This is a genomic window from Streptomyces sp. NPDC034084, from assembly GCF_055575535.1.
In genome coordinates this window covers 444357-456858 of sequence record NZ_JBVISK010000005.1, presented here as the reverse complement: position 1 = coordinate 456858, position 12502 = coordinate 444357, and the positions used below count along the sequence as shown (strand labels likewise).

11 protein-coding genes, 1 tRNA gene and 1 pseudogene are annotated in these 12502 nt (G+C 69.9%); 5 read left to right on the top strand and 8 right to left on the bottom strand.

Annotated features, from left to right (window positions below; genetic code table 11):
- Positions 1-2: 2 nt before the first annotated feature.
- The 3 genes from dnaJ to dnaK are packed head-to-tail and all read right to left on the bottom strand — an operon-like array spanning position 3 to position 3703.
- Positions 3-1178, bottom strand: coding sequence for a molecular chaperone DnaJ (gene dnaJ / locus ACZ51I_RS20630; protein WP_468877755.1), 1176 nt, complete (start codon positions 1176-1178; stop codon positions 3-5).
- A gap of 33 nt (positions 1179-1211) precedes the next feature.
- On the bottom strand, positions 1212-1865 hold the full coding sequence (gene grpE, locus ACZ51I_RS20625) for a nucleotide exchange factor GrpE (RefSeq protein ID WP_468877753.1): 654 nt from the start codon (positions 1863-1865) through the stop codon (positions 1212-1214).
- Complete coding sequence (dnaK, locus tag ACZ51I_RS20620; RefSeq protein ID WP_468877750.1) at positions 1862-3703, bottom strand: molecular chaperone DnaK; 1842 nt, start codon at positions 3701-3703, stop codon at positions 1862-1864. The genes grpE and dnaK overlap by 4 nt, the downstream gene beginning before the upstream one ends.
- Positions 3704-3906: 203 nt before the next feature.
- On the opposite strand from dnaK, the gene ACZ51I_RS20615 reads away from it, so the two are divergent.
- The 3 genes from ACZ51I_RS20615 (at position 3907) to ACZ51I_RS20605 (ending at position 7757) form a co-directional block, all read left to right on the top strand.
- Positions 3907-4386, top strand: a complete 480-nt coding sequence (locus ACZ51I_RS20615; RefSeq protein ID WP_468877747.1) for a sugar transferase — start codon at positions 3907-3909, stop codon at positions 4384-4386.
- A 107-nt stretch (positions 4387-4493) separates the two neighbouring features.
- Positions 4494-6752, top strand: coding sequence for a (Fe-S)-binding protein (locus ACZ51I_RS20610; protein WP_468877745.1), 2259 nt, complete (start codon positions 4494-4496; stop codon positions 6750-6752).
- Between the two features lie 153 nt (positions 6753-6905).
- Positions 6906-7757 (top strand): Yip1 family protein, encoded by an 852-nt coding sequence (locus ACZ51I_RS20605; protein ID WP_468877743.1) that lies wholly within the window; start codon positions 6906-6908, stop codon positions 7755-7757.
- Between the two features lie 60 nt (positions 7758-7817).
- On the opposite strand, the gene ACZ51I_RS20600 is transcribed toward ACZ51I_RS20605, so the two are convergent.
- Together ACZ51I_RS20600 and dcd are read right to left on the bottom strand one after the other, a co-directional pair.
- Positions 7818-8315: a phosphoribosyltransferase gene (locus ACZ51I_RS20600; protein ID WP_468877741.1), complete on the bottom strand. Its 498-nt coding sequence runs from the start codon at positions 8313-8315 to the stop codon at positions 7818-7820.
- A gap of 13 nt (positions 8316-8328) precedes the next feature.
- Positions 8329-8904: a dCTP deaminase gene (gene dcd, locus ACZ51I_RS20595; RefSeq protein ID WP_468877739.1), complete on the bottom strand. Its 576-nt coding sequence runs from the start codon at positions 8902-8904 to the stop codon at positions 8329-8331.
- A 406-nt stretch (positions 8905-9310) separates the two neighbouring features.
- Here dcd and ACZ51I_RS20590 point away from each other — a divergent pair.
- Together ACZ51I_RS20590 and ACZ51I_RS20585 are read left to right on the top strand one after the other, a co-directional pair.
- A tRNA-Gly gene (locus ACZ51I_RS20590) sits at positions 9311-9381 on the top strand.
- 163 nt (positions 9382-9544) lie between these two features.
- A pseudogene (locus tag ACZ51I_RS20585) lies at positions 9545-9844 on the top strand (response regulator transcription factor); the annotation flags it as partial.
- 54 nt (positions 9845-9898) lie between these two features.
- Here ACZ51I_RS20585 and ACZ51I_RS20580 read toward each other — a convergent pair.
- The 3 genes from ACZ51I_RS20580 to ACZ51I_RS20570 are packed head-to-tail and all read right to left on the bottom strand — an operon-like array spanning position 9899 to position 12478.
- Complete coding sequence (locus ACZ51I_RS20580) at positions 9899-11164, bottom strand: ATP-grasp domain-containing protein (RefSeq protein ID WP_468877737.1); 1266 nt, start codon at positions 11162-11164, stop codon at positions 9899-9901.
- Complete coding sequence (locus ACZ51I_RS20575; RefSeq protein WP_468877735.1) at positions 11161-11496, bottom strand: putative quinol monooxygenase; 336 nt, start codon at positions 11494-11496, stop codon at positions 11161-11163. Before ACZ51I_RS20575 ends, ACZ51I_RS20580 begins: the two co-directional genes overlap by 4 nt.
- Before the next feature lie 34 nt (positions 11497-11530).
- Positions 11531-12478 (bottom strand): NAD-dependent epimerase/dehydratase family protein, encoded by a 948-nt coding sequence (locus tag ACZ51I_RS20570; RefSeq protein ID WP_468877733.1) that lies wholly within the window; start codon positions 12476-12478, stop codon positions 11531-11533.
- Positions 12479-12502: the final 24 nt, after the last annotated feature.

Genomic DNA, 12502 nt, shown 5'->3' with positions numbered 1-12502 from the left:
CCTCAAGCTCCCTTCGCGGCCTGGAACAGCTCGGCCCGCGGATCCTCCGAGGCCGTCGCCTCGCGGAAGGTCTCCAGGGCCTCGCGTGCCTTGTCGTCCAGCTCCTTCGGCACCGCCACCTCGACCGTCACGAGGAGGTCGCCGCGCGTGCCGTCCTTGCGGAGCGCGCCCTTGCCGCGGGCGCGCATGGTCCGGCCGTTCGGGGTGCCCGCGGGCAGCTTGAGCGTGACCGGGGGTCCCCCGAGGGTCGGGACCTTGATCTCGCCGCCGAGCGCCGCCTCCGTGAAGGAGACCGGCACCGTGACGGTGAGGTTGGCGTCCTTGCGGCCGAAGACCGGGTGCTCGTCGACGTGCACGACGACGTACAGGTCGCCGTTCTGCCCGCCGCGCTCGCCCGGCGCTCCCTTGCCGCGGAGACGGATCTTCTGGTTGTCGCTGACGCCCGCCGGGATGCGGACCTGCATCGTCCGGGAGGACTTGGCCCGGCCGCTGCCCTTGCAGACCTCGCAGGGGTTCTCGGCGATGAGGCCCCGGCCCTTGCAGTCCACGCACGGGTCGGTGAGCGAGAAGCCGCCGCCGCTGCCGCGCGAGACCTGGCCGGTGCCGACGCAGGTCGGGCACACCCGGGGCGTGCCGTTCTTGTCACCGGTGCCCGAACACGCCGTGCACGGCTGCTGACTGGACATCCGCAGCGGCACGGTCGCGCCCTCGATGGCCTCGGTGAAGCTGAGCGTCACCTCGGACTCGATGTCCTGGCCGCGCCGCGGCTGGGTGCGGGCACCCGCGCCCCCGCCTCGGTTGAACAGGCCGCCGAAGACGTCCCCGATCCCGCCGCCCCCGAAGCCGCCACCCGCCCCGCCCTGGGCGCCTCCGAAGAGGTCGCCCAGGTCGAAGTTGAAGGAGCCGCCGGCGCCCGGGCCGCCGGCCCGGAAGCCGCCGTTCCCGAAGAGGGCGCGCGCGTCGTCGTACTCCTTGCGCTTCTTGGGGTCACCGAGGATGTCGTTCGCCTCGGAGATCTCCTTGAAGCGCGCCTCGGCGCTCGTGTCGCCCTTGTTGGCGTCCGGATGGTTCTCGCGGGCGAGCTTCCGGTACGCCTTCTTGATCTCGGCCTCGGTGGCGTCCTTGGGGACGCCGAGAACCTTGTAGTAGTCCTTCTCGACGAAGTCCTTCGTGCTCATCGACGTCCCTCCTCCCGCGTGCGGGTACGGCTGTTACTCGCTGTCCTTCTCGGACTTGTCGGCGTCTTCCGACTCCTCCGCCTTCGCCTGCGCCCCGGGCTGGGGCTCGGCGACGGCCACGCGGGCGGGCCTGATGGTCCGCTCGCCGATCCGGTACCCGGGCTGCAGGATCGCCACGCAGGTCGTCTCGGTGACGTCCGGCGCGTACGAGTGCATGAGGGCCTCGTGGATCGTCGGGTCGAAGGGCTCGCCCTCCTTGCCGAACTGCTGCAGACCCATCTTGGCGACGACGGTCTCCAGCGATTCGGCCACCGACTTGAACCCGCCCACGAGCTCGCCGTGGTCCCGGGCCCTGCCGACGTCGTCGAGTACGGGAAGGAGCTCGGACAGGAGGCTCGCGACGGCGACCTCCTTGACCGTGACCCGGTCCCGCTCCACGCGGCGGCGGTAGTTCTGGTACTCGGCCTGGAGCCGCTGGAGGTCCGCGGTGCGCTCGTCGAGCGCGGAGCGCACCTGGTCCAGCTGGGCGGTGAGGCCCGCGGCCTCGGCCGGCTTCTGGCTGCTTGCGTCCCCGGCCGGGGCCGTCGCGTCCTCCTCGGAGGGCTCGACGGCCTCGGCGGCGTCGTCAGGGGTGGCGCCGGAGGGGACGTCGGGCTTCTCCTCGAAGCCCGGGGTCTCCTCGGTCACGCCTGGCCACCCTTCGGCTTGTCCTCGTCGACGATCTCGGCGTCGACGACGTCGTCGTCCTGCGCCTGGGCCTGGCCCGCGTCGCCGCCGGCGGCCTGGGCGGCCTGGGCGTCGGCGTAGAGCGCCTGGCCGAGCTTCTGCGAGACGGCCGCGACCTTCTCGGTGGCGGTGCGGATCTCGGCGGTGTCCTCGCCCTTGAGCTTCTCCTTCAGCTCGGCGAGAGCGGCCTCGACCTCGGTCTTGACGTCGCCGGGGACCTTGTCCTCGTTGTCCTTGAGGAACTTCTCCGTCTGGTAGACGAGCTGCTCGCCCTGGTTGCGGGACTCGGCGGCCTCGCGGCGGCGGTGGTCCTCCTCCGCGTACTGCTCGGCCTCCTGGCGCATCCGGTCGACCTCGTCCTTCGGCAGCGAGGAGCCGCCGGTGACGGTCATCTTCTGCTCCTTGCCCGTGCCCAGGTCCTTCGCGGTCACGTGCATGATGCCGTTGGCGTCGATGTCGAAGGCGACCTCGATCTGCGGGACGCCACGCGGGGCAGGCGGCAGACCGGTCAGCTCGAACATGCCGAGCTTCTTGTTGTACGCCGCGATCTCGCGCTCGCCCTGGTAGACCTGGATCTGCACGGACGGCTGGTTGTCCTCGGCCGTCGTGAAGATCTCGGACCGCTTGGTCGGGATCGTGGTGTTGCGCTCGATCAGCTTGGTCATGATGCCGCCCTTGGTCTCGATGCCGAGGGACAGCGGGGTCACGTCGAGGAGCAGGACGTCCTTGACCTCACCCTTGAGGACACCGGCCTGGAGCGCGGCGCCGATGGCGACGACCTCGTCCGGGTTGACGCCCTTGTTGGCCTCCTGGCCACCGGTCAGCTCCTTGACGAGCTCGGCGACGGCCGGCATGCGGGTCGAGCCACCGACGAGGACGACGTGGTCGATCTCGGAGAGCTGGATGCCCGCGTCCTTGATGACGTTGTGGAACGGCACCTTGCAGCGCTCGAGCAGGTCCGAGGTGAGCTGCTGGAACTGGGCGCGCGTGAGCTTCTCGTCCAGGTGCAGCGGGCCCTCGGCGGAAGCCGTGATGTAGGGCAGGTTGATCGTGGTCTCGGTCGAGGACGAGAGCTCGATCTTCGCCTTCTCCGCGGCCTCGCGGAGACGCTGGAGAGCCATCTTGTCCTTGGCCAGGTCCACGCCGTGGCCGTTCTGGAACTGCGTCACCAGGTAGTCGACGACGCGCTGGTCCCAGTCGTCACCACCGAGGTGGTTGTCACCGTTGGTGGCCTTCACCTCGACGACGCCGTCGCCGATCTCCAGGAGGGACACGTCGAAGGTGCCGCCACCGAGGTCGAAGACGAGGATCGTCTGGTCGTCCTTGTCGAGGCCGTACGCCAGGGCGGCCGCGGTCGGCTCGTTGACGATGCGCAGGACGTTGAGGCCCGCGATCTCACCGGCCTCCTTGGTGGCCTGACGCTCGGAGTCGTTGAAGTACGCCGGGACGGTGATGACCGCGTCGACGACCTTCTCGCCCAGGTACGCCTCGGCGTCACGCTTGAGCTTCTGCAGGATGAAGGCGCTCATCTGCTGCGGGTTGAAGGACTTGCCGTCGATGTCGATCTTCCAGTCGGTGCCCATGTGGCGCTTGACCGACCGGATGGTCCTGTCGACGTTGGTGACGGCCTGACGCTTGGCCACCTCGCCGACGAGCACCTCGCCGTTCTTCGCGAAGGCGACGACGGACGGCGTGGTCCTGGCGCCCTCGGCGTTGGTGATGACGGTGGGCTCGCCGCCTTCCAGAACGCTGACGACGGAGTTAGTCGTGCCCAGGTCGATGCCGACCGCACGTGCCATTTCGATTCCTCCAGCTGACTGACTTGAGTGGAACTGACTCAAGGATGCATGACGGAACGAACCACGTCAACAGACCTGAGTCGAGTCGACTCAACTCTTCGCTGTTCGTGGCGCTCAAAGGGCGCGTCGCTCCCCCACTTCGCCCGGGTTCGCGTGAGAGGGTCCGGACATATCCCAGGATTCCCGCCGGAGGGTGTGAGCGCATGACGGCGAAGCGCGCGTTCGACGTGACGGGCGGGATGCTCCTGCTCCTCGCCCTCGCCCCGCTGATCGCCGGCACGGCCCTCTCCGTCACCCTCGGCGGCAGCGGCTCGGTGCTGCGCCGGCGGACGGTGGCCGGCCTGGAGGGGCGGCCCTTCACGATGCTGACCTTCCGCACGAAGAGCCCACTGGCCGCGCTGCCCCTGCTGCTGCACGTCGTCACGGGCCGGATGTCGCTCGTCGGCCCGTGCCCCCTGACCCCGGCCCACCGCGAGTGCGCGGGCGAGGGCCGCCGCCGGCTCTCCGTACGCCCGGGGCTGACCGGACCGTGGCAGATCAGCGGCCGCTCGGACCTACCGTGGGAGGAGCGGGAACTGCTCGATCTCCACTATGTGGACCACCACTGGCTGGGGATGGATCTGCTGATCCTGGCGCGTACGCTTCCAGCAGTCCGCAGGCGTCGCGCGGCAAGGTTTGCCTGAGCGACACATATCACCGCGAGCGCCGCTACATGGCGGCGCCGCGACCGGGTAATCTCAGCAGGAACTCAATAAGTTACCGCTTAGTAGGCCCGCCCGAGGAGCCCGTCATGCAACTCGCCGCGATCATCGTGTCGATCGCCATCACGGTGGTGGCCGTCGCGCTGTTCGGCCGCGCCACCGTGCAGATCTACCGCTTCGTGCGGCTCGGTCAGCCGGTCCCCGCCGGCACACGCACCGGTGACCCCAAGCAGCGCACCATCACCCTGGTCAAGGAGTTCCTCGGCCACACGCGCATGAACCGCTGGGGCATCGTCGGCTTCGCGCACTGGTTCGTCGCGGTGGGCTTCTTCTCGCTGCTCCTCACGATCGTGAACGCCTTCGGCCAGCTCTTCCAGGCCGACTGGCTGATCCCGATCATCGGCGACTGGCTGCCGTACGAGATCTTCACCGAGTTCCTCGGCCTGATGACGGTCCTCGGCATCGTGACCCTCATCGTCATCCGCCAGCTGAGCAAGCCGACCAAGGCGGGCCGCAAGTCCCGCTTCGCCGGCTCCAAGACCGGCCAGGCGTACTTCGTCGAGGCCGTCATTCTGATCGTCGGCGTCTGCATCATGACGCTCCGCGCCCTCGAAGGCGTCCAGCACCACGTGACGAGCTGGGAGCCGGGCTTCTTCGCCTCGTACCCGCTGATCGCGCTCCTGGACGGCCTGGACCTGAGCACGATCCAGTACCTCACCTACGGCTTCGCGGCGCTCAAGATCGTCACGTCCTTCACCTGGATGATCACGGTCTCGCTGAACACCAACATGGGCGTCGCCTGGCACCGCTTCCTCGGCTTCCCGAACATCTGGTTCAAGCGCAACGCCGACGGCTCCACCGCCCTGGGCGCGCTCCAGCCGATGACGACGGCCGGCAAGGAGATCGACTGGGAGGACCCGGCCGAGGACGCCGTCTTCGGCGTCTCCCAGGTCGAGCAGTTCTCCTGGAAGGGCATCCTCGACTTCTCCACCTGCACCGAGTGCGGCCGCTGCCAGTCGCAGTGCCCCGCCTGGAACACCGGCAAGCCGCTCTCCCCGAAGCTCCTCATCATGTCGCTGCGCGACCACGCGCACGCCAAGGCGCCGTACCTGCTCGCGGGCGGCGGCAAGGACATGGAGGGCAACGAGAAGGCCTCGGAGGAGGCCCTCAAGGACGTGCCCGCCTCCGCCCTGGCCGAGGCCGAGCGCCCGCTCATCGGCACCGCCGAGGAGAACGGCGTCATCGACCCCGACGTCCTGTGGTCCTGCACCACCTGCGGCGCCTGCGTCGAGCAGTGCCCGGTCGACATCGAGCACATCGACCACATCGTCGACATGCGCCGCTACCAGGTGATGATCGAGTCCGCCTTCCCGTCGGAGGCCGGCACGATGCTCAAGAACCTGGAGAAGAAGGGCAACCCCTGGGGCCTGGCGAAGAAGCAGCGCGTCGAGTGGACCAAGGAGGTCGACTTCGAGGTCCCGATCATCGGGAAGGACGCGGAGGACCTCTCCGAGTTCGACTACCTCTACTGGGTCGGCTGCGCCGGTGCCCTGGAGGACCGGGCCAAAAAGACCACCAAGGCCTTCGCCGAACTCCTCCACATCGCGGGCGTCAAGTTCGCGATCATGGGCGGAGACGAGAAGTGCACCGGTGACTCCCCCCGCCGCCTGGGCAACGAGCCGCTCTTCCAGCAGCTCGCCCAGGAGAACGTCGCGATGCTGAACATGGCGTTCGGCGAGGACGACGACGACCCGGAGACGAAGAAGCCGAAGTCGGCGAAGAAGATCGTCTCGACCTGCCCGCACTGCTTCAACACCATCGCCAACGAGTACCCGCAGCTCGGCGGCGAGTACGAGGTCATCCACCACACCCAGCTGCTCCAGCACCTCATCGACGAGGGCAAGCTGATCCCGGTGACCCCGGTCGAGGGCCTCATCACCTACCACGACCCCTGCTACCTGGGCCGGCACAACAAGGTCTACACGCCGCCGCGCGAGATCATGTCCGCCGTCCCCGGCCTGCGCCAGCAGGAGATGCACCGCCACAAGGAGCGCGGCTTCTGCTGCGGCGCCGGCGGCGCGCGGATGTGGATGGAGGAGCGGATCGGCAAGCGCATCAACAACGAGCGCGTCGACGAGGCCCTGTCCCTCAACCCGGACATCGTCTCCACCGCCTGCCCCTTCTGCCTCGTCATGCTCACGGACTCCGTGAACGGCAAGAAGAACGAGGGCAAGGCCAAGGAGTCCGTCACCGTCGTGGACGTCGCCCAGCTGCTCCTCGACTCGGTGAAGACCCCGGTCGAGCCGGAGGAGCCGGCCACGGAGGAAGAGCCGGAGCCGGCCGTCTGATCCCGAGCATGTGAAAGGGCCGTCCCGCGCGAGAACGCGGGGCGGCCCTTTCGCCTCTCACGACCACGTCACGCCCCCTAGGGGATGTCACAGCTCCGTGGCAAGGACCGGCCTGAGGAGCGCCCGGACCGCGGAACCGGGTACGTTCAAGGCGTGGCTGGATTCAGGAACGGACGCGGCCGGGACAACCGCCCCCCGCAACAACAACCGCAGCAGGCGCCTTACGGGTACAACGCGGCCCCGCCGCCGTACCCGCAGCAGCAGTGGCAGCAGCCGCCGCACGGGCACCCGCAGCAGGGGCATCAGCAGCAGTACGGGGAGCCCGAGTACTTCGGCGAGCCGTACGGCGGGCACCCGCACCAGAACGCGGCGGCGGCGAACAACCCGGGCCACACCCAGATGTTCAGCGTCGACGACCCGTACGCCCAGGCCGCCGAGTACCAGGCCCCGCCCGTCCCGACGGGTCCGCGCCTCCCGTGGAAGCCGCTCCTGACCGGCATCGTGCTCCGCCCGGCGGACACGTTCCTGCGCATGCGGGACCACGCCGTCTGGGGCCCGGCGGTGGTCGTCACGTTCCTCTACGGGCTCCTGGCGATCTTCGGCTTCGACAAGGCCCGCGAAGAGGCCCTCAACGCGACGATCTCCAGCACCATCCCGTACGTCCTGATGACGGCCCTCGGCTTCGTGGTCGGCGGCCTGATCCTGGGCGCGGTCACCCACACCCTCGCGCGCCAGCTGGGCGGCGACGGCGCCTGGCAGCCCACCGTCGGCCTCTCGATGCTGATCATGTCGATCACGGACGCGCCGCGGCTCGTCTTCGCCCTCTTCCTGGGCGGCGAGAACGGCCTGGTCCAGGTCATCGGCTGGGCGACCTGGCTGGCGGCGGGCGCGCTCCTCACCGTGATGGTGAGCCGCTCGCACGACCTCCCGTGGCCGAAGGCGCTGGGCGCGTCGGCGATCCAGCTGGTGGCCCTGCTGAGCCTGATCAAGCTGGGCACCCTGTAACGACGTACGAGAAAGGCCCCCACCGTCAGCCGGTGGGGGCCTTCTCTCGTGTCCGGGGGGTCAGGCGTCGAGAACCTGGCCCTCACGCTTCACGACCGGGGGCTCGACCGACCAGGGGAAGTTGATCCACTCGTCGGTCTTCTTCCACACGTACTCGCACTTCACGAGGGAGTGGGACTTCTCGTAGATGACGGCGGAGCGGACCTCGGCGACGTGGTCGACGCAGAAGTCGTGGACGAGCTTGAGGGTCTTGCCGGTGTCGGCGACGTCGTCGGCGATCAGGACCTTCTTGTCGGAGAAGTCGATCGCGTTGGGGACGGGCGCGAGCATGACGGGCATCTCGAGCGTCGTGCCCACACCCGTGTAGAACTCCACGTTCACGAGGTGGATGTTCTTGCAGTCCAGGGCGTAGGCCAGACCGCCGGCGACGAAGACGCCGCCGCGGGCGATGGAGAGGACGACGTCGGGCTCATAGCCGTCGTCGGCGATGGTCTGCGCCAGCTCGCGGACGGCGTTGCCGAAGCCCTCGTACGTCAGGTTCTCGCGTACTTCACTCATGCCTACGACCGCCTCACACCTGGGTCCGATGGAAGTTCATGTACGAGCGGGAGGCCGTGGGGCCCCGCTGGCCCTGGTACCGCGAGCCGTACCGCTCGCTCCCGTACGGGAACTCGGCGGGCGAGCTCAGCCGGAACATGCACAGCTGGCCGATCTTCATCCCCGGCCAGAGCTTGATCGGCAGGGTGGCGAGGTTCGACAGCTCCAGGGTCACGTGCCCGGAGAAGCCGGGGTCGATGAAACCGGCGGTCGAGTGCGTGACGAGCCCGAGCCGCCCGAGAGAACTCTTCCCCTCGAGCCGCGAGGCGATGTCGTCCGGGAGGGTGATGACCTCGTAGGTGGAGGCGAGCACGAACTCGCCCGGGTGCAGGATGAACGCCTCGTCGCCCTCCGGCTCGACCTCACGCGTCAGGTCGAGCTGCTCGACGGCGGGGTCGATGTGGGGGTGGCGGTGGTTCTCGAACACCCGGAAGAAGCGGTCAAGCCTCACGTCGATGCTCGAGGGCTGCACCATGGATTCGTCGTACGGGTCGATGCGCACCCGTCCGGCATCGATCTCGGCCCGGATGTCCTTGTCTGAGAGAAGCACGCCCCCACGATACGCAGAGGGCGCGGACCTGCCCCAATCGGAAGCCGCCCGCGCCCGGCACCGCCCGGCTCAGCGCCGCGCGACCTCCACCGGCACCGCGTGCCGCAACCGCGCACACCGAGGACACCGGATGAGCCGCCCGGGCCCGATCCGCCCGGCACCGAGCTGCTGAAGCGGGAACGAGGCGGTACTGAACACATGCCCTTCGGCACAACGGACGACGGTGCGCTCCATCGAAGCCATCAAGTCCCTTCCCCTACACATGTGGTGGACGATCAGCCACATTAGGGGATGAAGGGGGCACCCTCCACGCGGCACTCCGCACACCCGAAAGGCATGAGCTTCGCCTCAAGTGGCACATGGGGTACAGTGTGCAACGATGCGGCACGGATCACCCGGCCGCTGTGCGGATGTAGTTTAATGGTAGAACATGAGCTTCCCAAGCTTATAGCGCGGGTTCGATTCCCGTCATCCGCTCTTCTACGAAGGCCCAGGTCAGAGACCTGGGCCTTCGTCGTCGTCCAGACCGCGCCAAAGATTGCGCACCGCCCGCGCACCGCCCCGGCTTCGTCCCGGGCCGCTCGGCGCACCGAGCGGGCGAGCTCACGAGGGGAGTTCGCCGGCTCCGGCGAGTACTTCCCACTCGGCGTCCCGGGGCGAGACCGTCCTGGCCCCGCGCGTCGCGCAGCGTCTCGTGGCCAGGATGCGGCAACCCTCACCGGTGACGCTCACCCCGCGCGAGGTGGACGTGCTGAATGCCGTCGCGGACGGCCTGTCCAATCCGGAGATCGGCAAGCGCCTGGTCATCTCCGAGGCCACGGTGAAGACCCATCTGCTCCGGATCTTCGCCAAGCTGAACGTCGGCGACCGCACGCGCGCGGTCGTACTGGCCCTGGAGGCGGGGCTCCTGGACCGGCGTCAGCCCGGCGGCTCGACCTGAGCCGCTTGTCGGCTTCCACCCTCCGGGCGGACGACGCCACTTTCGGAACAGGCCCTACGCCGGTCCGACGTGGAAGACGATGGCGTCCGCCAGGGCCTCGCAGCGCTGGACGGCCTCCTTCCGGGTGGGGGCGGTGGCGAAGACGTAGCCCCGGTCGGAGGACAGGAGGGAGTCCATCGCCGACACCTCGTCGCCCACGTGCTTGCCGAGCACCGCTCCGGCGTCCGCGTCGGCGAAGTCCTTGAGGTACGGGATCATGTGGGGGGCGCGTTCGCCGGCCGGGACCCGGCGGACGGGGACGGGCAGGTCGTCGACGCCGGTGATCGCCGTGATCCGGCCCGGGGCCGCGTCCAGGAAGCGGATCGCCGCGCCCTGCTTCGGCTCCGGCGCCGTCTCGGGCAGCCGGTCGAGGCCCAGCGGGACCGTCATGAACAGCCGGGCCGGGTCCCAGCCGGTGGCCCGGTGGACCATCTCGGGGATGCCGGCGCCCGACAGGCGGTTGTGCGTCTCCAGGAGGCGCGGGCCGGCCGGGGTGAGGACGAACTCGCTGTGCGAGGGGCCGTCGGTGAGGCCGACGGCGTCCAGCACGCCGGCGGTGAGCTCGTGGAGCTCCGCCAGGTCCGGCTGCGCCGCGTCGCTGGGGACGCTGCACTCCCATTCGACGAAGTGCTCGTTCACCCGGTACTCGCTGACGCCCAGCACCACATGGCGGCCCTGGTGGGAGAACGCCTCGACGCTGACGACCGGGCCCCGCAGGTACTCCTCGGCCAGGACGCCGCCGTACCCGGACTCCTCGATCTCCCGGAAGGCACGGGCGGCGCCCTCCGCGTCGCCGACCACGTTGACGTGCAGGCTGCCCGCGCCCTGGCCGGGCTTCAGGACGACCCGGTCGCCGACCTCCTCCAGGAACGCGACCGCCTCGGCGGCGCTGTGGACACGGCGGTGGCGCACCGGGCTCAGCCCGTGCCGGTCCAGAGCCTGCCGGGTGAGGGCCTTGTCCTGGATGATCCGGGACACCTCCGGCGGTGTGCCGGGCAGCCCGAGCTTCTCGTTGACCTCGCCGACCGGCACCGCGGACAGCTCGGTGGTGGTGAGGACCCGGTCGAACGGCTCGGCCTCGTGGAGCGGCCGGAGCAGCTCCAGGAGCGCGCCGGTGTCGGTGATGTCGCAGGTCAGGATGCGGACGCAGTGTGGTTCGGCCTCGGCCCGGTCGAACTGTCCCTCGGTGTGGACCAGCGTGACGTCGATGCCGAGTTCCCTGGCCCCGTGGACGGGGGCGGGACGGCCTCCGACGACGGCGATGCGGGGCCGTGTGTTCATCGCGGCGCTCTTTCCGTGGCGGGGGATCCGGTGGTGTCGGGGGCGCTGCTCAGGGGTGTGCTCGGGTGGACCTCACGCTCGACGCGCGGCAGGATCTCGGGGAGGTAGATCTCCTGGATGGCCGCTCCCGCGCCGTGCGCCTCCCAGTGGGCGCGGCTCGCCCAGCGCTCGACGAGGACGAAGCGGCCCGGGTCCGCGTCCGACCGGTACGCCTCCCAGCCGACGCAGCCGTCCTCGGCGAGGCACAGCGGGCGCATCCGGCGGAGCGCGTCGGCCACGGGCTCGGCGTCGGCCGGGTCGGGTACGCGGACGATGACGATCAGGTCGAACATCAGGCGGTCTCCTCGGCGGGGATGGGGGTGGGCATCAGGCGGTCTCCTCGGCGGCGGCGATCCGGACGATCTCCGGGAGCCACCGGCCGACCGGGGCGAGGTCGACGCCGAGCGCGAGCGCCCGTCCTGCGTCCATGCCGAAGTCGGCCGGGCAGGAGTACGGCGAGAGCGCCGGGTCGCCGGCCGGGTCGTCCTTCTCCACGACGGTGGTCGCCTTCCCGGTGGCCCGCTCCACGGCGGCGCACACGTCGTAGACGTCCGCCGTGTCCGGGGAGGCCACGTTGACGACGCCGGGGAGGTCGGTGGTCGCGGCGCGGCCGAGGAACGCGGCGACGTCCGGGGCGTGCACCAGGGACGTACGGCCCGGGCGGGCGTGGGCCGTGACGGGTTCCCCGGCGCGGGCGCGGTCGAGGTGGAACCGCAGCCGCCCGGTGAAGTCGTCGGTCGCGGCCAGGACATGGGCGACCCGGGCGATGGTGACGGGCACCTTCGCGTTGCGCACCAGGGCCGATTCGGCCTGCCGCTTGCCCTCGCCGTAGTTGCTGCCCACGAAGTCGAGGTCGTGCCAGGGGAGTTCGGGGTCGTACGCGTACTCCTCCGGCCGGAGTTCGTCCTCGCGGGCGAAGGCGCTCATGGGCGGCGCCGGGATCCGGTGGCGGAAGGTGTCGGCGTTGTACACCTCCATGCTGCTGGTGAGCACGAACCGGCCCGCGCGCTCGCCGAAGGCCGTACAGGCGTCCAGCGCGGCGGCCGGGGTGTAGCACGCCTGGTGGACCACGGCGTCGAACCGCTCGCCGGCCACCGCGGCGGCCAGCTCGCCCGGCCGGCCGACGTCGGCGGTAAGGCGCCGCACGGCCGGGCCGAACGGGTCGGCGGTCCGGCCCCGGGTGACCAGGGTGACCCGGTGGCCCTCGTCGAGCAGCCGCCGCACCAGGAGCTTCCCGAAGAAGCGGGTGCCTCCGATGACGCAGATCTCAGCCATCTGTCTCGCCTTTCACTTCCGTCC